Annotated in this window: 18 protein-coding genes; 10 read left to right on the top strand and 8 right to left on the bottom strand. The window is 72.3% G+C overall.

Annotated features, from left to right (window positions below):
• The first annotated feature begins 211 nt into the window (after positions 1 to 211).
• Positions 212 to 361 (top strand): hypothetical protein, encoded by a 150-nt coding sequence (locus tag OG624_RS25480; RefSeq protein ID WP_371639872.1) that lies wholly within the window; start codon positions 212 to 214, stop codon positions 359 to 361.
• A 13-nt stretch (positions 362 to 374) separates the two neighbouring features.
• Positions 375 to 608 (top strand): hypothetical protein, encoded by a 234-nt coding sequence (locus OG624_RS25485; protein ID WP_158711812.1) that lies wholly within the window; start codon positions 375 to 377, stop codon positions 606 to 608.
• A 1552-nt stretch (positions 609 to 2160) separates the two neighbouring features.
• Here OG624_RS25485 and OG624_RS25490 read toward each other — a convergent pair.
• Positions 2161 to 2520 carry a hypothetical protein gene (locus OG624_RS25490; RefSeq protein ID WP_352164825.1) on the bottom strand — a complete coding sequence of 120 codons (360 nt, stop codon included), beginning with the start codon at positions 2518 to 2520 and terminating at the stop codon, positions 2161 to 2163.
• Between the two features lie 191 nt (positions 2521 to 2711).
• Here OG624_RS25490 and OG624_RS25495 point away from each other — a divergent pair, with 191 nt between their 5' ends.
• Positions 2712 to 3263 carry a GNAT family N-acetyltransferase gene (locus tag OG624_RS25495; protein WP_371639873.1) on the top strand — a complete coding sequence of 184 codons (552 nt, stop codon included), beginning with the start codon at positions 2712 to 2714 and terminating at the stop codon, positions 3261 to 3263.
• 27 nt (positions 3264 to 3290) lie between these two features.
• Here the strand turns inward: OG624_RS25495 and OG624_RS25500 are convergent, their stop codons facing one another.
• On the bottom strand, positions 3291 to 3743 hold the full coding sequence (locus OG624_RS25500; protein ID WP_051763081.1) for a nitroreductase family deazaflavin-dependent oxidoreductase: 453 nt from the start codon (positions 3741 to 3743) through the stop codon (positions 3291 to 3293).
• A gap of 106 nt (positions 3744 to 3849) precedes the next feature.
• On the opposite strand from OG624_RS25500, the gene OG624_RS25505 reads away from it, so the two are divergent.
• A complete protein-coding gene (locus OG624_RS25505) occupies positions 3850 to 4815 on the top strand; it encodes a LysR family transcriptional regulator (RefSeq protein WP_161296445.1) in 966 nt (321 codons plus the stop codon).
• Positions 4816 to 4959: 144 nt separating this feature from the next.
• On the opposite strand, the gene OG624_RS25510 is transcribed toward OG624_RS25505, so the two are convergent.
• A complete protein-coding gene (locus tag OG624_RS25510; RefSeq protein ID WP_033218332.1) occupies positions 4960 to 5145 on the bottom strand; it encodes a hypothetical protein in 186 nt (61 codons plus the stop codon).
• 189 nt (positions 5146 to 5334) lie between these two features.
• Between OG624_RS25510 and OG624_RS25515 the strand changes: the two genes are divergently transcribed.
• Entirely contained in the window at positions 5335 to 6684 is a 1350-nt protein-coding gene (locus OG624_RS25515) for a carbohydrate-binding protein (RefSeq protein WP_033218333.1), read from the top strand.
• Positions 6685 to 6788: 104 nt separating this feature from the next.
• On the opposite strand, the gene OG624_RS25520 is transcribed toward OG624_RS25515, so the two are convergent.
• Genes OG624_RS25520 through OG624_RS25530 form a run of 3 tightly spaced genes read right to left on the bottom strand, consistent with a single transcriptional unit; the run spans position 6789 to position 10712 of the window.
• Complete coding sequence (locus OG624_RS25520; protein ID WP_033218991.1) at positions 6789 to 7805, bottom strand: YdcF family protein; 1017 nt, start codon at positions 7803 to 7805, stop codon at positions 6789 to 6791.
• 23 nt (positions 7806 to 7828) lie between these two features.
• The gene (locus OG624_RS25525; RefSeq protein ID WP_371639874.1) at positions 7829 to 9409 is read right to left on the bottom strand and encodes an N-acyl-D-amino-acid deacylase family protein; all 1581 of its coding nucleotides are present in this window, start codon (positions 9407 to 9409) and stop codon (positions 7829 to 7831) included.
• 10 nt (positions 9410 to 9419) lie between these two features.
• Complete coding sequence (locus OG624_RS25530; protein ID WP_033218335.1) at positions 9420 to 10712, bottom strand: amino acid deaminase; 1293 nt, start codon at positions 10710 to 10712, stop codon at positions 9420 to 9422.
• Positions 10713 to 10964: 252 nt separating this feature from the next.
• On the opposite strand from OG624_RS25530, the gene OG624_RS25535 reads away from it, so the two are divergent.
• Entirely contained in the window at positions 10965 to 11717 is a 753-nt protein-coding gene (locus OG624_RS25535; protein ID WP_371639875.1) for an IclR family transcriptional regulator, read from the top strand.
• Positions 11714 to 12124, top strand: a complete 411-nt coding sequence (locus tag OG624_RS25540) for a RidA family protein (protein ID WP_033218338.1) — start codon at positions 11714 to 11716, stop codon at positions 12122 to 12124. The genes OG624_RS25535 and OG624_RS25540 overlap by 4 nt, the downstream gene beginning before the upstream one ends.
• Before the next feature lie 66 nt (positions 12125 to 12190).
• Here the strand turns inward: OG624_RS25540 and OG624_RS25545 are convergent, their stop codons facing one another.
• Together OG624_RS25545 and OG624_RS25550 are read right to left on the bottom strand one after the other, a co-directional pair.
• A complete protein-coding gene (locus OG624_RS25545) occupies positions 12191 to 13528 on the bottom strand; it encodes a M14 family metallopeptidase (protein WP_161296432.1) in 1338 nt (445 codons plus the stop codon).
• Between the two features lie 126 nt (positions 13529 to 13654).
• Entirely contained in the window at positions 13655 to 15355 is a 1701-nt protein-coding gene (locus OG624_RS25550; RefSeq protein WP_371639876.1) for a chitinase, read from the bottom strand.
• Positions 15356 to 15775: 420 nt separating this feature from the next.
• On the opposite strand from OG624_RS25550, the gene OG624_RS25555 reads away from it, so the two are divergent.
• Genes OG624_RS25555 through OG624_RS25565 form a run of 3 tightly spaced genes read left to right on the top strand, consistent with a single transcriptional unit; the run spans position 15776 to position 18716 of the window.
• Positions 15776 to 16678, top strand: coding sequence for a hypothetical protein (locus OG624_RS25555; RefSeq protein WP_051763084.1), 903 nt, complete (start codon positions 15776 to 15778; stop codon positions 16676 to 16678).
• A 48-nt stretch (positions 16679 to 16726) separates the two neighbouring features.
• Positions 16727 to 17428, top strand: coding sequence for a Flp pilus assembly protein CpaB (gene cpaB / locus OG624_RS25560; protein WP_033218340.1), 702 nt, complete (start codon positions 16727 to 16729; stop codon positions 17426 to 17428).
• 7 nt (positions 17429 to 17435) lie between these two features.
• Positions 17436 to 18716: an AAA family ATPase gene (locus tag OG624_RS25565; RefSeq protein WP_266353150.1), complete on the top strand. Its 1281-nt coding sequence runs from the start codon at positions 17436 to 17438 to the stop codon at positions 18714 to 18716.
• The last annotated feature ends 1 nt before the right edge of the window (position 18717 follow it).

Consider the following 18717-nt stretch of genomic DNA (forward strand, 5'->3'; position numbering starts at 1 on the left):
GGTGGGGGAGTGGTCCCCCCTTGGAATCCGGGGCCGCGCCCGCGTTCCGACCTGCGGAATGAGTGGGGCGCGGGCCTGCGCGAGCGCATGGTGTTGCGCTCGTCACCCCAGGTGGTCGGGTGGATCGGGAGCGGCGGGGTAGGCCGCATGAGTACCCCGGATGAGTACGAGCACTCATGCGGCCCCCGGAGCCTCGATGGAGGCTGGACGCATGAACCAGGGTGAGTGGAAGCCGGCGGGATACCGCCGGCGCACCGAACGGGTCGGCACGGTCGTCGTCGCGGTGGCGGGAGCCCTCATGGCGGCAGGAGCGGTCTTCATCGCGTCCGTCCTGCTGGTGTACGTGTGCAGCGGCAACTGAGGAGCGCGGGACAGTGGTTTTCGTAGTCGGTGACATGGAGATCGCCACGGTCGGCACGGATGGCGACGACCGGGCGATCGAGTTCCTGGTCAGGCCGGAAGGAGTCCTGGAGGAAGCCCGCTTCGCGATCTTCCGCGAACACGACCAGGACTGGGAATCGGCCCGCCTCGCCATCGACCCCCATGCGGGCAGCGTCCCCCTGGCGGCGGTGGAATGGGCGGTGGAATTCGCCCGCGAGTACTTGTGAGGGGCGGGACCGCTCGGGCGGCGGGGTCCGCTCGGGCGGCGTCCGGTGGGCGCGGCGGGGGTGGGGTCGGGACGGCGGGGTCCGCTCGGGCGGCGTCCGGTGGGCGCGGCGGGGGGTGAGGGCGGCGGGAGGTGCTCGGGCGGCATCAGTGAGGGGTATGGGGGTTTCCCGTCAGTCCCATCGTCCCTCCGGGTCGGGCCGGTCCCTCAAGGGCGCTCCTTCGTCGCGTCACTGCGTGATGGCCTTCGGCCACCCTTGACCGACCGTCCCGCCCCGGAGAAACGAAAGACTGCCGAGAAGCCCCCAAAAGAACGAGCCGGTCGAAGCTTTCAGGGACGGGGACATCACAGCCCCCAGGGCGGCCCCGGTGAGCACGGTCCCGAGACGGGGCAGATGAAAGACGCGTCCTGGGGCGTTGGGGCGCGCCACATCGCTACGCGCTCCTCATCTCTCAGCGTCTCCAGCCCGTCCTGGGCTGGACATAGGCCGCCCACGACATCGATCCGACCCCCGACCGCGTCCGGCGACCGCCTGTAGCTGGGCATAAGCCGCCCACGGCATCGGGTCCGGCGCCCGACCTGCGTCCGACGACCGGCCGTGGCCGGACATAAGCCGCCTCGGATTGCCATGTGCCTCTCCATGACCGCGACCACCGGCCGTCAGGGGCCGGCAAGACGCGCTGGGAGGGATGTGCGGCCGACAGCTCGGCTGATCCGTCGTAGAGCCGGGTCAGCGCGAGGACGACACCACAAACCCACCCCTAAACAAGGGCAATTGGGGCAAACTGTCGGCCTTTTCGGCCGCCCACCTCCACTGACCCCCATCCACCACGACATAGCCGCGCTCCCACGCCTTTTCACCCCCGACAGCCTCCGGACGCATCCCACGAGAAGCGCCTACGGGTCGTGGGCGGCCTGTGCCCGGCCCCTGACGGTCGTCGGACGCGGTGAGCGAGAGGTCACGGGGTGGTGGGCGGCCTATGTCCAGCCGCAGACGGTCGTCGGACGCGGTGAGCGAGAGGTCGCGGGGTGGTGGGCGGCTTATGTCCAGCCGCAGACGGTCGTCGGACGCGGTGAGTGCGGAATGCCTGGGGTCGTGGGCGGCTTATGTCCAGCCCGAGACGGCCTGGTGACGCTGAGAGGTGAGGAGCGCGTAGCGATCGGGCGCGCCCGTCGCCACCGGGGGGCCTTCCGTGGGCCCCGCCTCTCGGTCGTACCCCTTCGCGCCCGACCGGGCCGGGCATCTCCGACCGCCCCGTCCTTCGCGCCTTGGACCGGCTCGTTCTTTTGGGGGCTTCTCGGCAGTCTTTCGTTTCTCCGGGGCGGGACGGTCGGTCAAGGGTGGCCGAAGGCCATCACGCAGTGACGCGACGAAGGAGCGCCCTTGAGGGACCGGCCCGACCCGGAGGGACGATGGGACTGACGGGAAACCCCCATACACAGCTCCGATGCCGGTCGAGTGGACCCCGCCGTCCCGAAGCCCCCGTCGCGCCTGGCTGACCCCGCCCCGGCGATTCCGCCCGCCACCCGCCGTCGCGGCTGGTGGTGCGTCCTCAGTGGCTCGCGGCCGGCGAGCGGCGGGCCGGCCATGCCGGCTTCGGGAGCTTGGGCGCGCGGCGCTTGTCGGCTTCGAAGGCGAGCCAGGCGGCTCCTGCGGCGGCCGTCGTGAGGAACGGCAGTGCCCAGGCGGCCAGCTGCCAGACGGTCGGGATGTCCAGGGTGCTCACCAGCGCCGCCGCCGGAGCTGCGGCCAGGGTCAGCAGCAGGGTGATCCTGGCCCGGAGCGGCAGCTTGCGGGTCACCGCGGCCGTCGCGAGGCCCAGGGCGGCGCTCGCCGTGACGATCACGGCCAGGCCCACGACGGCGAGCACGAGGGCGACTGTCAGGGCGAGGATGATCAGGATCAGGCCCATGTCGTGCCCACCTCCGGTCTCGTGGCAACCCGTCGTGAGGGCAGTCGGATCCGTATTCCCGCTGCTCCGGCAGATTCACCGAGAGTCATACTGCCAGAGGTGTTGAACGTGTTCAATACTGGTTCGGTGTCACCCGTAGGCCTTGGTGTCGGCGGTGGGGTCCGGCGGTGGGGGCGTGGCACGATCGCGGGATGCAGTACCGGTACGCCACCGAGGCCGACGCGCCCGACATGGCCGAGCTCTTCGCCGCCAATCACCACGACGCGCTGACGGAACGGCAGCGGGCGGAGCAGGGGTTCGTGCAGGGTCGCTTCGACGTCGGCGCGCTGCGGGCGATGGCCGGTGCGCGGGAGCTGCTGGTCGCGGACGACGCGGGCCGGGTCGCCGGGCTGCTCGCGCTGTCGGAGCCCACGACCCTGGCCGACCCGTCGCCGCCGGTCGCGGGCCTGCTCCGGGCGCAGGAGGCGCTGGAGTGGCAGGGGCGCCCGCTGGTCGAGGCGCGGTGGCTGCTCTACGGGCCGGTGGTGGTCGCCGCGGCGTACCGCGGGCGTGGTGTGGCCCGGGCGCTGTTCACCATGGCCGTGGCGGCCGCCTCGGAGCGCGCCGAAGCCGTGGTCGCCTTCATCGAGGCCGGGAACGTTCCGTCCTGGAAGGTGCACGTCGACGGCTTCGGCATGGTTCCGCTGGGCGACTTCGTCGCGGGTGGACGTACCTACAGCGCTGTCGCCGCGCCGACGCACTAGCGGGCGTCCTGCCGGTCGGGCCCCCGGTCAGCCCACGCGCTCCAGGATCACCAGGGGGATCTCGCGGGGGCGGGCCGCGGCGCGGTCGTCGTCGAACAGGGGCCACAGGGCCGTCATCATCTCCCAGTACACCTCCCGCTCCTGGGGCGTGGCGGTTCGTGCCAGTGCCGTGAAGGTGGCGGAGCCGACCTGGATGCGGACCTCGGGGTGGGCGGTGAGGTTCCGGTACCAGTGGGGGTGGTCCGGGGCGCCGTAGGCGGAGGCCAGGACGATGTGGCGGTCGGCGTCCTCGCCGTAGATCAGCGGGGTGCGGACGGCGCGGCCGGTCGCGCGGTCGAGCGTGCTCAGCAGGAGGGTGGGAACCCCGTGCCAGAGGTGCCCGTCGGCCCCCGCGGTGCTCACGTAGGCGCGTACGTGGTCGAGCCGTGGGCCGGGCCGCGGGTCGGTGGGGTGGTCCCAGTCGACATCGAGTGCGTGCATTTTCCTGTCCTTAGGGTCGTGTCCCCCTTGCGGCTAACGAGCATTAACGATTCTGGATGCGCCCGACCCGTAGCGCATGCCCACAGGTCTGGACCAAGCTCGTCGTATGGATCTGGAGCTGAGGCACCTCAAGATCGTCAGGGCCGTCGCCGACGCCGGGAGCCTGACGCGGGCCGCCACCGCGCTCGGCCTCGCGCAGCCCGCGCTCAGTACGCAACTCAAACGCATCGAGCGGGCACTGGGCGGGACGCTGTTCCTGCGCGGGCGCGACGGCGTACGGACCACCGCGCTCGGTGAGCTGGTGCTGGAGCGGGCCAGGGTGCTGCTGCCCGCCGTGTGCGAGCTGCAGGAGGACGCCCAGCGGTTCGCCCGCCAAGGCGCGCACGGCTACCGGCTCGGCGGCACGCACGGGCCGCTGCTCGGGGGGCTCGTGGACCGCATCGCCCATCAGGAACCCGGCGTGCCCGTGACCACCTACACCTCCTGGTCGGAGAAGGAGGTCGCCGGCGGCGTCGCCGAGGGCCGGCTGGACTTCGCGTTGGTCGGGGTCTGCGGGGAGAGCGCGCCGCCCGAGCCGGGGCGCCTCGCCTGGATGGAGGTGGCGCGCGACCCGGTGCACGTGATGCTGGCCGAGGACCATCCGCTCGCCCTGGTCCCGCGTACCGAGATCGAGCTGGCCGAGCTGGCAGCCGAGGCGTGGACGGACGTCCCGGGCGACGGATGCTTCGGCGACTGCTTCGCGGCGGCCTGCGTACGGGCCGGGTTCACGCCCGCCTGCGTCTACGAGACCGACACCGCCTCCTGCGTGCACCTGGTGCAGGTGGGGCGGGCGGTCGGACTGTGCCGGGCCACCTTCCCGGTGACCCCGGGCGTGGTCACCCGGCCCCTCGCCGGGACCCCGCTCCTCTGGCGCCACCTGCTCGGCTGGCACCCCGCCACGGGGGTCGCCGCGCGGGCCGCCGAGGTGTTGGGGCATGCGCGGGCCGCGCATACGGAGGCGCTGGCCAGGTCGGCCGGAGCCGTGGCCCTGCGGGCGGCTGCGTTGCCGACCGTGCCGTCGCCTGCGGCGTAGCCGCGCACCGGGCGGGTGCGGCGCCGTTGCGGGGGCGCTGCCCCCGGGCCCCCGCGCCTCAAACGCCGGCGGGGCTCAAGATCGGGGCTCCGCCCCCGGCGGGGCCGGGGGCGGTCGCGGCAGTCCTCGGGTGCGGTGCCGTCGCTACGGCAGGTAGCGCTCGATGACCTGCGGGCCCTCCTTCTCCATGAGCTTCCGGGCCTTCTCGACCCGCTCCGGAGTCGGGTCGTGGCCGGTCACCATCACGAGGTCCTCGGGGTCGTACGGCCGCTCCCCGCCCGTGAAGAGCCGGTCCGACCGTGTGGGCTGCTCGTCGGGTTCACTGACCATCGCGTACCTCCTACGGTTACCCCTGGCCCCATACTCCGGCCGCCGCCCCATGAACGCACCTCGACCGTGCGCGGGCCGCCGGACGGCCCGGGGCATAACACCGGGGCAGGGGCCAACTGGCAGCTCCCGCGCGACGGTTCGGATTTCTACGGTTTCCGCAGACCCCACCGGAAACCGAGGAGATCCCCCATGCTCAAACGACACGCCCGCGCGGCGTGTACCGCCCTGGCCGCCGCCGGGCTGCTGCTGGCCGGGACCGGCGGCGCCATCGCCGATTCCGCCCCCGCCACGCCCTCCGCGGCGACCACCCTGCGTACCGCCGACGCCCCGCCCGAGCTGCTCGCCGCCATGGGGCGCGACCTCGGCCTGACCCCCACGCAGGCCGAGGTGCGACTGGCCCACGAGGCCGAGGCCGGAGCCACCGCCGCCCGGCTGCGCGACCGGCTCGGCGCCGCCTTCGCCGGGGCCTGGGTGGACGGGGCCGACGCGGGCACCCTCACCGTGGCCACCACCCGGGCCGCCGACACCGCCGCGATACGGGCCGCCGGGGCCCGGGCGAAGCTGGTCACGCGCACCCTGGCCGCGCTGGACGCCGACCGGGCCGTGCTGGACCGGGCCGCCGGCCCCGCGACACCGGTCCGCTACGTCGACCCGCGCTCCAACACCCTCGTCGTCGAGGAGACCGAGGCGGGGGCGGCCGCCGCGCTGCTCGCCGCCACCGGGACCGACCCCGGTCGGGTCACGGTGGTCCGTACCGCCGAGGCCCCGCGCCCGCTGTACGACCTGCGCGGTGGGGACGCGTACTACATGAACGGCAGCGGCCGCTGCTCCGTCGGCTTCCCCGTCACCAAGGGCTCCACGCACGGCTTCGCCACCGCCGGGCACTGCGGCCGCGCCGGAACCACCACCAGCGGCTTCAACCAGGTCGCCCAGGGCTCCTTCCAGGCCTCGGTCTTCCCCGGCAACGACATGGCCTGGGTCGCCGCGAACACCCAGTGGACCGCGACCCCCTACGTGAAGGGCAGCGGCGGCGTGAACACGCAGGTCACCGGCTCGGTGCTGCAGCCGGTCGGGGCCTCGGTGTGCCGTTCCGGATCGACCACCGGATGGCACTGCGGCACGATCCAGCAGCACAACACCAGCGTCACCTACCCCGAGGGCACCATCTCCGGCGTGACCCGTACGACGGTCTGCGCCGAGCCGGGCGACTCGGGCGGCTCCTACATCTCCGGGAGCCAGGCCCAGGGCGTCACCTCGGGTGGTTCCGGCAACTGCTCCAGCGGCGGGACCACCTTCTTCCAGCCGCTGAACCCGATCCTGTCCGCGTACGGACTGACCCTCAAGGTCAGCGGCGGCGACCCCGGCCCGGGCCCCGGCCCCGGTGAACCCGAGCCGGGCGGCACCTGGAAGGCGGGCACCGTCTACGCGGCCGGCGCCACCGTCACCCATGGCGGCGCGACCTACCGCTGCCTCCAGGGGCACCAGGCCCAGCCGGGCTGGGAGCCGCCGAACGTCCCCGCGCTCTGGCAACGGGTGTGACGGCGTAGCGACGTAGCCGTGTAGCGGGTGCAGCCGACGCGTACGCGCGGACCGGTGCCGTGACTGCCAAGGGGGGAGTCACGGCACCTCCGTGTGCGCGCGGATCAGACGAGGACCGCCGCCAGCGTGCCGAGCGCACCGAAGACGGTGAGCAGCGCGCAGATCGACAGGTTCACGACCCGGTGCTCCCAGAAGATCGCGACGAACTCGCGGATGGTGGCGCTCGGCCAGTAGTACTTCGCGGTGGGGGAGCCCAGCACCTGCCCGTTGACGCCGGTCTTGCGGGCCAACATCGCCGCCCGGAAGGAGTGGAAGTTGTTGGTGACCACCACGCACCGGTAGGCCGGGTCGTGCGCGGTCATGATGTCCCGGCTGAAGAGCATGTTCTCCTCGGTCGTGGTGGAGCGGTCCTCCAGCACGACGTGCTGCTCGGGCACGCCCTGCGCGATCAGCCAGTCCGCCATCGCCCGGGCCTCGGAGACCTTCTCGTCCGAGCCCTTGCCGCCCGAGACGAGGAGCACCGGCGGCCGACCGCCGCGGGCCAGCTGGGCCTCGTAGATCTGCTGCCCCTTGCGCAGGCGGGAGGCCAGCAGGGGCGGCACGCGATCGCCGCCGACCAGGCCCGAGCCGAGCATGACCACGTGGTCGACGTCGCCGCGCACCTTGATCCGCCCGTAGAGGAAGGCGTAGCCGAGGAAGCAGAAGAAGACGAAGGAGACGTAGCCGGCGACCACGGTGAGCGTTCCGGCGATCCCGCCGAGGAGCGGGGAGCCGACCACGCCGACGAGGACCAGCAGCGCGATCAACGCGAAGATGGTGAGGCCCGCGAGCATCGACAGCAGGTTGGCCGGCCGGAAGCCCTCCTTGCGGATCATGACCATGCCGTTGCGGACGAGGAAGACGCCCAGGGCCACGGTGGCGAACGCCGGTGAGGCGAAGGCGATCACGACGACCGTGACGGCCGCCCAGGTGGGCAGCTTGCCGACCTGGAGGAACAGTGCGGAGAACGCGCTGAGGAACGTCAGTCCCAGGAGCACGGCGTTGCGGAACCGGCGGCGGTCCTGCCGGACGCTTACGCAGAACGCGAGGAAAAGCAGGGCGGCGAGGGCGAAGGCGACCATGCCGACCATCGTAGATGTCGGATCTACCGAAGATCGCGGGCGGTTCGGCGCACCGAGCGCCCGGCCAGCACGTCCGTCCGGCGCCCGTCGCGCAGGACGAAACGCCCGTCGATCAGGACGTGCGGGAGACCGGTCGGCAGCACGCGGGGCCGCTCGTACGTGGACCCGGCCGCGACCGTGTCCGGGTCGAAGAGGACGAGGTCGGCGCGGTACCCGACGCGGACCAGGCCGCGGTCGGGCAGCCGCAGGCGGGCGGCGGGCCGGCCGGCCAGGTGCGCCACGCACTCCTCCAGGGAGAGCAGGCCGAGTTCGCGGACGTAGTGACCGAGGTAGTGGGGGAAGGTGCCGTAGGCGCGCGGGTGCGGTTTCGTGCCTTGCAGGATGCCGTCGGAGCCGCCGGTGTGGACGCGATGGCGCATGATCGCCCGGACGTTCTCCTCGTCCCCGACGTGCTGGAGGATCGTCGGCGCGAGCCGGTCCTCCAGCAGGAGCCGGCGGGCGCTCTCCCAGCCGTCCAGGCGCCTGCCGACGTACGCGCCGTGGGCGGGGTCCGCGATGCCCGAGATCTCGATCGTCGACCAGTCGACGGGGACGCCGTGACAGCCGTCGGCGCCCTCGACCTCCAGCGCGTGGCGGATCCGCTCGGCCTGGACGTCGTCCCGCAGCCGGGCCAGGACCGCCTCCGGGCCGCCCTCGTTCGCCCAGCTCGGAAGCAGTGCGACGAGGGTGGTGCAGCCGGGGGTGTACGGGTAGCTGTCGAGGGTGATGTCGGCGCCCTCGGCCAGGGCCGCGTCGAGCAGGGCGAGCAACTCGGGCGCCCGGCCCCGGTTCTCGCCGAAGTTCATGGTGGCGTGCGCGAGGTGCAGGGCGCAGCCGGCCTCCCGGGCGAGGGAGACCATCTCGGCGTAGGCGGCCAGGGCGCCGTGGCCGTAACTGCGGTGGTGCGGGCAGTAGTAGCCGCCGTACCGGGCCACGACCCGGCACAGCTCGGTCAGTTCGGACCCGGTGGCGTACATGCCGGGGGTGTAGGTGAGACCGGAGGACAGGCCGACGGCGCCCTGGGCCAGGCCGTCGGCGACGAGCCGCCCCATGCGGTCCAGCTCGGCCCCGGTCGCGGGCCGGTCCGCCCAGCCGAGGGCGTACGCGCGGACCGTGCCCTGGGGGACCAGGTAGGCGGCGTTGACGGCGATGCCCTCACCGTCGAAACCGCGGTCCAGCCGGTCGAGGTACTCGCCGACCGTGCGCCAGTCGAAGTCGATGTCGTCGCCGGGGCCGTTCCAGCCGGCGATGGCGGCCCGCACCTCGCCGAGGGTGCGGTCGTCGACGGGCGCGTACGACAGACCGTCCTGGCCGAGGACTTCGAGGGTCACGCCCTGCGCGACCTTCGCGCTGTGGTCCGGGTCGCGGAGCAGCGCGAGGTCGCTGTGGGCGTGCATGTCCACGAAGCCCGGGGCGAGGGCGAGGCCGTGCCCGTCGACGGTCTCGCGGCCCCCGGACACCCTGCCGATCTCGGCGATCCGGCCCTCGTGGACCCCGACGTCGGCCGTGTACGAGGGCCCGCCCGTGCCGTCGACGACGCGGGCCCCCCGGATGACCAGGTCCACCGGCCGGCGCCTAGAAGAAGGTGCGCACGTAGTCGGTGACGGCGCCGTCGGCCTCCACGACCGGGATCAGCGGCCACTTCTCGAAGATCGTGCAGGGGTGGGACATGCCGAGCGCCACCCAGTCGCCGACCTGCACGTCCTCGGCCGAGTCGGTCTCCAGCCAGGCGTGCTGGTCGGACAGTTTGACCACGCGGACGCCCGCGGCGGGGCGCTCCTCGCCGGTGAGGGCGTCGCGGACCAGCTCGGCCTCGGGCAGGCCCAGGTCGTAGGCGATGTCGCGCTTGCCCGCGTTGACGAAGGCCTGGGTGGGCGAGGGGCGGGAGACGACCTGGGTCCACAGCCGGAACGCGGGACGCAGGCCACCCTCCTCCGGATGCCGGTTGAAGGGGGTCAGCCGGGTGTACCAGCCGTGGTCGTGGGAGACGTACGCGCCGGAGCGCAGCAGCTTGAGGACGGGGCGGGAGAGCTCCGGGAGTTCGGCGAAGACGTCGGCGACGGCGTCGAACCAGGCCGATCCGCCGGCGCTGACGACGATCTCGTCGAGGTCCGCGGGGAAGCGGCCCGCCTTGTCGAACTCGACGGCCAGCGCGGTGAGCCGGCGCAGGTACGCGTGGACGGACTCGGGGTCGGCGCCCGGCACCTCGGCCTCGTAGCCGGCGATGCCGACGAGGCGCAGGGTGGTGGTGGCGACGACGGCGTCGGCCACGGCGCGGCAGTCCTCGTCGGTACGGGCCCCGGTACGGGCGCCCTCGCCGGCGCCGAGCTCGACGACGACGTCGATGCGGGCGGCCGGGGTCCGGCCCTGGAGGGCGCGGTCCATGAGCTCGACCCCGCGCACGGAGTCGACGTAGCAGACGAAGTGGAAGCCGGGGTCGGCGGCGAGCTCGTCGGCGACCCAGCGCAGGGCGGCGGGGTCGACGAGCTCGTTGGCGAGGAAGATCCGCTCGATACCGAAGGCGCGGTAGACGCGGGCCTGGTGGGGGACGGCGGCGGTGATGCCCCACGCGCCGTACTCCAGCTGGCGCCGGAAGAGCTGCGGGGACATGCAGGTCTTGCCGTGCGGGGCGAACGCCAGGTCGTGCCGGGCGGCGTAGGCGCCGAGCGCGGCGAGGTTGTGCTCCAGCGCGGCCGCGTCGAGGGTCAGGACGGGGGTGGTGAAGCCGCCGGTGTACAGATCCCGGCGCTCGGCGGCGAGCCGGCCGACGGTGAGCCCGTGCGTCTGGGCGTCCGGGGGGAGGCCCTTGAACCGGTGGTCGACCGGCTCGTCGGCGAGGTCCTTGACGGGGTCGCTGTCGCTGGCCATGCGGATGCCTTCCGGTTGTATTGCGTGGGCTGCAACGGTCGTTGCGTGTGCCGCTGCATGCTGTCTAACATCCGGGGTGACGACGGGTCAACGTGCGGCGCCGTTGCGGGGGCTCCGCCCCCGAACCCCCGCGCCTCGAACGCCGGCGAGGCTGAAACGCCCAGCCTCGCCGGCGTTCGAGGCGCAGGTCCGGGCGGAGCCCGGTGCGCCGGCGGAGCCGGTGGTCGTCGTGACCGTACGAGAGGACGCGGGATGAGCCAGTCGGTCGAGAGAGCACTCGGCATCCTGCCCCTGCTCGCGCGCGGCCCCGCCACGCTCGGCGAGGTCGCCGACGCGCTCGGCGTGCACAAGAGCACCGCGCTCCGCCTCCTGCGCACCCTGCACGAGCACGGCTTCGTCTACCGCCGCCCCGACGGCCGCTACCGCCTCGGCGCGCAGCTCTTCGCCCTCGCCGCCGAGGCCATCGAGAACCTGGACGTCCGGGAGATCGCGCACCCCTACCTCGTCGAGCTGAACCGGGCCACCGGCCACACCGTTCACCTCGCCCTCCACCAGGACGACGAGGTCGTGTACATCGACAAGGTCGACAGCCGCTACCCGGTCCGCATGTACTCCCGCATCGGCAGGCCCGTGCCCCTCACGGTCGCCGCCGTGGCCAAGCTGCTCCTCGCCGACCTGCCCGAGGCCGAGCTCCGGGCCCTCGCCGACCGGATCGAGTACCCCCGCTACACCGCCCGCTCCACCCCGGACGCGGCGGCCTTCCTGCGCGAACTGGACCTCGTACGGGCGCAGGGCTGGGCCACCGATCTCGGTGGGCACGAGGAGGCGATCAACTGCCTCGGGGCGCCCGTGCACGGGCCGGACGGGCGGGTCGTCGCGGCGCTGTCGGTCTCCGCGCCCGGCGTGGTGATCCCCGCCGAGGGGCTGCTCGCACTGCTGCCGCAGGTGCTGCGTACCGCCGAAGCCATCAGCAAGGACTACTCAGGAACCCAGGAGAGCACGTGAGCGAGAAGATCGCCGTCACGCCCGACACCCACACCACCCCGCCTGCGAAGTTCTCGCACGGCGTGCGGAAGGGGAACATCCTCCAGGTCGCCGGCCAGGTCGGCTTCCTCCCGCACGTCGAGGGGCAGCCGCCCACCCCCGCCGGTCCGACCCTGCGCGAGCAGACCCTCCAGACGCTGGAGAACGTCCGTTCCGTCCTGGAGGCGGGCGGTGCGAGCTGGGACGACGTGATGATGATCCGCGTCTACCTCACCGACACCGGGCACTTCGCCGAGATGAACGGCATCTACAACGCCTACTTCGAGGAGCAGGGCCTGAAGGAGGCCCCCGCCGCCCGCACCACCGTGTACGTGGGCCTGCCGGCCGGGCTGCTCGTCGAGATCGACGCCCTCGCCGTCCTCGGCTGACGCGCGGGCGGGGCGCCCCCCTGGCGGTGGGGCGCCCCCTTTCACACGGTCACGTGCCGCACGGGGTCACGGCGTCGCGCAGTACTGGGCTTCCTTGCCGATCGAGCGGTACATGCAGTCCGCGTTCTCCAGCAGTTGGAGCACCGCGTCCTTGTTGCGCGCGGTCTCGCGGTCGATGACCTCGTCCGGCGGGTAGAAGCCGCCGCCGCCGCTCTCCGGGTACATCTCGAAGGTGTAGGAGAAGATCTTCTGGTTGCCCCACAGCCAGTCGTCGATCGTCCCGTCCGTGATGTACAGGTCGCTCGACTGCTCCGGCGTGTAGCCGTTGCTCGCCGCCATGCTGGTGCCGATCTTCTTGTAGACGGCGAGGTCGTCGGCGGTCAGGCCCGGGGCGGTGTCGTTGTAGGTGTAGCCGAAGGGCCACAGGACGAGCTCGCTGTAGGTGTGGAAGTCGATGGCGGCCTTGATCTGCTGCTTGCCGCCGACGACCCGGCTGCGGACGAAGTCCGCGACGACCTTCACCTCGGGTGCCGATTCGGCGGAGGCGCCGCGGTAGGTCTCGGAGCTCTTGCTGCCGCTGGAGCCGCCGCAGCAGCCGAACTTGTAGTTCCAGTTGCGGTTCTCGTCCGTGCCGACGTAGGAGGAGCCGGCGTTCGGCTGCCGGTTCTTGCGCCAGGAGCGGTAGGAGCCGGTGGCGATGTCGTACTCGCCGCCGTCCGGGTTGAGGTCCGGGACGATCCAGATCTCGCGGCCGTTGACCGCGCCCGTGACCCGGGAGTCGCTGCCGTACTTGGAGGTGAACTCCTTGAGCAGGTACAGGGCCATCTCGACGGTCAGGTGCTCGCGCGCGTGCTGGTGGGCGGTGAAGAGCACCTCGGGCTCGGCCTCGTCCGTCGCGACATTGTCGCTGATCTTGATGGCGAACATGTCCCGGCCCTGGTACGACTTCCCGATCACCCGCTTGCTCGCGATCGCGGGGTACTGCGCGACGAGCTGGTTGATCTCGGCCGTCGCCTCGGCGTAGTTGTGGTACTTCGAGTCCGCCGAGGGGAAGTCCATCGGGCTCGCCGCGATACCGGGCAGCGAGCGGTCCGGGGGGCCGGGCAGGGCGGTCAGCTTGTAGCCGAGCGCCTTCAGCTTCTTCGCCTGCATGGTGTCGGCGCTGACCACGACGGTGTGGTCGTCCACCTCGTCGATCGAGACGCCCGTGCGGAGCAGGGCGGTGCGGTCGGCGGCGGTGGAGGGGCCGTGGATCCGGTACTGGACGATCGCCTCGTCCTGGGTGGCGGTGGAAGGGGTGGGCGGAGGGGAAGCCGTCGCGCTCATGCCGTAGGCGGGTGCGCCCAGCGCGAGCGCCAACAGGGCCGCCGTGACGGTGGCCCTTCGGCGGGTATGGAGCCGCATGCAGTCTCCTGGGTGGGGAGTGTGGGGGTAGCCGTGCGGACGCGCACAGCGTGCTCTCGTGGCATGTCCCGGTCAAGGACACGCTGTGTCGGCCGAACCGATTCCGGCCACCCCCACACGTACCGCCTACGGGAGCCCGTGGACCTTGGGACCCACCGAGTTCGACCAAGCACTACCCGCCTTGGCGTCCCAGTTGGTCGACCAGGTCATCGCGCCGCGCAGACCCGGGTAGGTCTTCGACGGCTTGAAGGAGCCGCAGCTCGTCCCCCGGGTCAGGCAGTCCAGGGCGTTGCCCACGATCGTCGGGGACACGTAGCCGCTGCCCGCGCCGCTGGGCGAGGCCGGGACACCGATGCCCACCTGCGAGGGATCGAGGCCGCCCTCCAGCTGGATGCAGGCGAGCGCGGTGAGGAAGTCCACCGAGCCCTGGGAGTAGACCTTGCCGTCGCAGCCGTTCATCGAGCCGCTGTTGTAGTACTGCATGTTGACGACGGTGAGGATGTCCTTGATGTTCAGCGCCGTCTTGAAGTAGCCGCCCTGCGTGGACTGCATGTCGATCGTCTGCGGGGCCATGGTGATGACGAGCGAGGAGCCGACCTTCGACGACAGCGAGCGCAGGGCCTGCGTCATGTAGGTGGGGTTCAGGCCGTTCTCGAGGTCGATGTCGATGCCGGTGAACCCGTACTCCTGCATCAGGGCGTACGCGGAGTTCGCGAGGTTGTTCGCCGAGGCCGAGTCGTTGACCGAGATGGTCCCCTTCTCGCCGCCGATCGAGAGGATGACCGACTTGCCGGCCGCCTTCTTCGCGGCGATGTCGGCCTTGAACTGGGCGACCGTGTAGCCGCCGAGACCGGCCGAGTCGAGGTTGAAGGTGATGGCGCCGGGCGTGGTGGTGGCGTCGGCGAAGGAGACGGCGATGATGTCGTACTGCGCCGAGACGTCGGAGATCTTCTGGACCGTCGCGCCGTTGTCGAAATTCTGCCAGTAGCCGGTCAGGGCGTGCTTGGGAACGGCGGGGCCGGGGCCCGGACCCGGGTCGGTGCCGGTGGTGGTGCCCGTCACCGGGGCGGACTTCGGGCCCTCGCCCGCCGCGTTGTACGCGCTCACCTGGAAGGAGTACGAGGTCGAGGCCGTGAGCCCGGTGATCTGGGTGGAGGCGCCGCCGGTCACGGTCTTGACGCGGACACCGTCCTGATACACGTGATAGCCGGTGGCCGAGCCGACCGCGTTCCACGAAAGGGTGAGGGCGTTCGCGCTCTGGCCGGAAACGGCCGCGCCGGCCGGGGCCCCGGGGACCGAAGGGCCGGGGTCGGTGCCGCCCCCGCCGTCCGGCCCGAAGACGCTGAACTCGTCGACGACGTAGGCCGGCTGGCCGTACCAGCCGTGCGTGTAGACCGTGACCTGGGTGGTGTTGGGGCCGGTGGTGAAGGTGGTGGAGAGCTTCTGCCAGCCGGCGCCCGACCCGGGCGTCCAGGTGGAGACGTCCTGGGTGCCGGTCCCGGTCGCGCCGAGATAGACGTAGCTGCCCTGGACCTGCGTGCTCAGCGTGTACGTCGAGTTCGGCTTGACCGTGACGGTCTGACTGCAGCGGGCGTTGTCCTGGCCCGCCGGGGTGGCCTTCAGGGCGCCGGATCCGGCATACACGGGCGAGGAGACGGAGGCGCCGGTTCCGCCGGTGCAGGACCAGTTGGCCAGACCCGACTCGAAGCCGCCGTTGCGGGCGACGTTCACATCGGCGGCCTGTGCGGTACCGGCGGCGAGGGCGGACAGCGCGCCCGCGGTCAGGGTGACGGCGATGGGGAGGGCGAGGGAGCGTATGCGGTTCACGTGGGCTCCGGTGGGGGGAGAAAAGGGGGTGGTGGACGAGGCGGACCGAGTGGGGTGGGTCCGCATCGAGGCGTTGGCTGCCAAGTTGGTCCAGACCAATCCCTGTGTCAAGGGTCTTCGCGATGTGGCTTGAAATGGCCCGCTATGCGATCCCTGTTGTCCGGGTTTCCGCCACCTGTGACACGTGCTGGTAGCACGGGAATCTTCAAGGCCCTGCCCCGCCAGGGGTGACGCGGATATGGTGCTGGAGCAAGGGGGGAGCGGGTCGATCGGATGCGGTCGCGCAGTGCGGGCGCGGACGCGGGAAGTCCGTGACGACTCCGCGTCGAGTCCGCGTCAGGTCCGTGTCGAGCACGCGTCGGGCACGTGAAGTGCCCGCGGCGGGCGGGACGTACGGGGTGTACGTGGGGGAACGGGGGAATGCGCGTGCCGACCGCCATCGCTGTCACCAGCGCCGATCTGGTACTTCCGGCCCCTGACCGGCACACGCCCGGGGCCGCCTTGCTGCACCCGCCCGAGCAGCTAGACCTGGAGGCCGCGCTCGCCGAGACGGGCGCCCTGCTGGAGCGGCACGGCCACCTCGTGGCCCTCGTACCGCCCTGGCTCCCGCGTTCCACCGTCCAGCGGCTGCACACCGTGCGCGCCATCCTGGAAACCGACCGGATCGCGCTCCTCGGCATCGATCTGCCGCCGCTGGGAACGGCCCTGCTGGCGCGTCAGCTGCGCCAGCTCAGCGTCTGCGACTTCAGCCCCGGAATCATCGCGTCCGCGGCCCGGCTGCTGTCCCACTACATCTACGCGGGCGCCCTGCTGGGCTCGGTCGCCAAACTCGACCGGGTCCGGGTGCCGGTCGGCCTCGGGGCGCACGCCAGGTCCTGGTCGCCGAGCGCGCAGTTCGCCGTCATGGCCCACCCGAAACCGCACCTCGCGAAGTTGAGCGGCGGCTCCCAGGGCGCGCACGGCCCCCGCGGCGGCGTGCTGCCGGCCGGGCCCGAGTTCGCCACGCACCTCACCTTCGCCCGCGGCCAGCTCACCTCCGACTGGGTCACGGCCGAACTGGCCCCCGCCTGGCAGGTCCAGGGCGTTCTGGAGAACCCGCTACCGGCCTCGTCCCCCGGCTGGTGGGGCACCCCGAAACTCGTCGAGTTCGCCGCCGGTATCCCCGACCTGTCCGTGCTCTACCAACTGGTCGCCTCGGTCCGCCGGGAGGAGTGCCGCTGGTGCGGCCTCGAACTCATCGGCGACCGCTGCGGCTTCTGCGCGGCGCCGCTCACCGCACCGCCGCCGCCCGCGCCCGCGAGCACCGCCCGTTCCAGACCCTGATCTTTCGAACGCACGAATGAATGAAGAACGGCGAGGTAGGTAAGGCCCATGAACTCACGCCAGCGCCGCGGCGTCATCCTGCTGCTCCTGTCGGTCCTGTGCGCACTGGGGGCCTTCGCCGGGGTCCTCGTGGTGATCGGCGACGTCAACTCCAAGGTCGGCGCCGAGGTCGTCGCCTACCGGGCCAAGGGCGACATAGCCCCGTACAGCCCGCTGTCGGCCGGGCAGTTCGAGGAGGTCCGGATCCCCGAGCGGTGGCTCTCCGACACCGCCGTCTCCGACCTCGGCGCGCTCAAGGACAAGATCGCGCTCACCACGCTGAAGAAGGGCTCGCTGCTCCAGGCGGACATGTTCGTCGACCGGCCGCAGCTGCAGCCCGGTGAGCAGGAGATCGCCATCATGATCGACGCGGCCACGGGTGTGGCCGGCAAGATCACCTCAGGCGCCAAGGTCAACATCCTCGCCACCTTCAAGGGCGCCAAGGACACCGACCCCTCGCGGTCGGTGATCATCGTCGCCAACGCCCGGGTCCTGGGCGTCGGCAAACTCACCGCCCTGGACAAGGACAGCGACCGCAAGGGCCCGGCCGAGGCCGTTCCGATCACCTTCGCCCTGAGCACCAAGGACACCCAGCGCGTCGCGTACGCCGAGTCCTTCGCGGAACACGTACGCCTGGCCCTGGTGGCCCCCGGCACCGATTCGGCGCCCGCCCCGGGCGACCGCACGTACACCCTCGACGGGGACAGGTGAGGCCCGGATGACCACCCGAATCCTCCCCGCGGTCGGCGACCCGGACGCCGCGCGCGCCATCGTGACCCTGCTCAGCCAGCTCCCGGCCGCCGAGCCGGCCGCCCCCGTCCCGGACGCGACCACGCTCCTGGACACCCTCGCCCGCCTCGCCGCCGAGTCCATCGACGAACTCCCCGAGGTCGTCCTCGTCCACGAGCGGATCGGCCCGGTCCCCGCCCTGGAACTCATCCGGGAGGTCGCCCTGCGCTTCCCGGCGGTGGGCGTCGTCCTGGTCTCCTCGGACGCCGGCCCCGGGCTCTTCTCCGCCGCCATGGACTCGGGCGCCCGCGGCCTGATCGGGCTCCCGCTCTCCTACGAGGAACTCGCCGCCCGCGTGCAGGCCGCCGCCCAGTGGTCCGTGGGCGTACGCCGCCACCTGGGCGGGGGCGCCGCCGCCGACGTCTTCACCGGTCCGGGCGGGCGGGTCGTCACCGTCACCGGAGCCAAGGGCGGCGTGGGCACCACCTTCACCGCCGTGCAGTTCGCGCTGGCCGCGGCCGCCTCGGGGCGGCGTACCGCACTGGTCGACCTGGACCTCCAGGCGGGCGACGTGGGCTCGTACCTCGACGTGCAGTTCCGCCGCTCGGTCGCCGACCTCGCCGGGATCCAGGACATCTCCCCCCGGGTCCTCCAGGACGCCGTCTACGACGACGCCTCGGGCCTGGCGCTGCTGCTGGCCCCGGCGGACGGGGAGCGGGGCGAGGAGGTCGACGAACGGGCCGCCCGGCACATCGTCGCGGCCCTGCGCAGCCGCTACGAACTCGTCGTCGTCGACTGCGGGACCCAGGTCACCGGGGCCAACGCGGCGGCCGTGGAGATGGCGGACGTGGCGGTGCTGGTCACCACCCCGGACGTGGTCGCGGTCCGGGCGGCGAAGCGGATGGTCCGGATGTGGGAACGGCTCCAGGTGCGCAAGGCGGAGGACACGGCGATGGTCGTGAACCGCTGGAGCAAGCACACGGAGATCCAGCCCGCCCTGATCGAGAAGATCACCAAGACCCGCGCCACCCGCACCCCGGTCCCGGCCGCCTTCAAGGAACTCCAGGCCGTGGTCGACGCGGGCCGCGTCCAGGACCTCGACAACCGCTCGACGGTCAAGCAGGCCCTGTGGACCCTGGCCGGCGAACTCGGCCTCCTCTCGACCCCGGACCCCACCCCGACAACAGCCTCCGCCACCGCCCCGGGCGCCTCGCTGGCGGTCCGCGCATCGGGCCCGGTGGCCCGCCTACGCCGCGGCCGGGAGGGCTGAC

It is taken from the genome of Streptomyces virginiae, assembly GCF_041432505.1.
Classification (GTDB): domain Bacteria; phylum Actinomycetota; class Actinomycetes; order Streptomycetales; family Streptomycetaceae; genus Streptomyces; species Streptomyces virginiae_A.

Bases quoted from the DNA above. Each gene is read 5' to 3' on its own strand.
- OG624_RS25480 (WP_371639872.1), top strand. From the start codon at position 212: ATGAACCAGGGTGAGTGGAAGCCGGCGGGATACCGCCGGCGCACCGAA.
- OG624_RS25490 (WP_352164825.1), bottom strand. From the start codon at position 2,520: ATGGGCCTGATCCTGATCATCCTCGCCCTGACAGTCGCCCTCGTGCTC.
- OG624_RS25495 (WP_371639873.1), top strand. From the start codon at position 2,712: ATGCAGTACCGGTACGCCACCGAGGCCGACGCGCCCGACATGGCCGAG.
- OG624_RS25500 (WP_051763081.1), bottom strand. From the start codon at position 3,743: ATGCACGCACTCGATGTCGACTGGGACCACCCCACCGACCCGCGGCCC.
- OG624_RS25505 (WP_161296445.1), top strand. From the start codon at position 3,850: ATGGATCTGGAGCTGAGGCACCTCAAGATCGTCAGGGCCGTCGCCGAC.
- OG624_RS25510 (WP_033218332.1), bottom strand. From the start codon at position 5,145: ATGGTCAGTGAACCCGACGAGCAGCCCACACGGTCGGACCGGCTCTTC.
- OG624_RS25515 (WP_033218333.1), top strand. From the start codon at position 5,335: ATGCTCAAACGACACGCCCGCGCGGCGTGTACCGCCCTGGCCGCCGCC.
- OG624_RS25520 (WP_033218991.1), bottom strand. From the start codon at position 7,805: ATGGTCGCCTTCGCCCTCGCCGCCCTGCTTTTCCTCGCGTTCTGCGTA.
- OG624_RS25530 (WP_033218335.1), bottom strand. From the start codon at position 10,712: ATGGCCAGCGACAGCGACCCCGTCAAGGACCTCGCCGACGAGCCGGTC.
- OG624_RS25535 (WP_371639875.1), top strand. From the start codon at position 10,965: ATGAGCCAGTCGGTCGAGAGAGCACTCGGCATCCTGCCCCTGCTCGCG.
- OG624_RS25545 (WP_161296432.1), bottom strand. From the start codon at position 13,528: ATGCGGCTCCATACCCGCCGAAGGGCCACCGTCACGGCGGCCCTGTTG.
- OG624_RS25555 (WP_051763084.1), top strand. From the start codon at position 15,776: ATGCGCGTGCCGACCGCCATCGCTGTCACCAGCGCCGATCTGGTACTT.
- cpaB (WP_033218340.1), top strand. From the start codon at position 16,727: ATGAACTCACGCCAGCGCCGCGGCGTCATCCTGCTGCTCCTGTCGGTC.
- OG624_RS25565 (WP_266353150.1), top strand. From the start codon at position 17,436: ATGACCACCCGAATCCTCCCCGCGGTCGGCGACCCGGACGCCGCGCGC.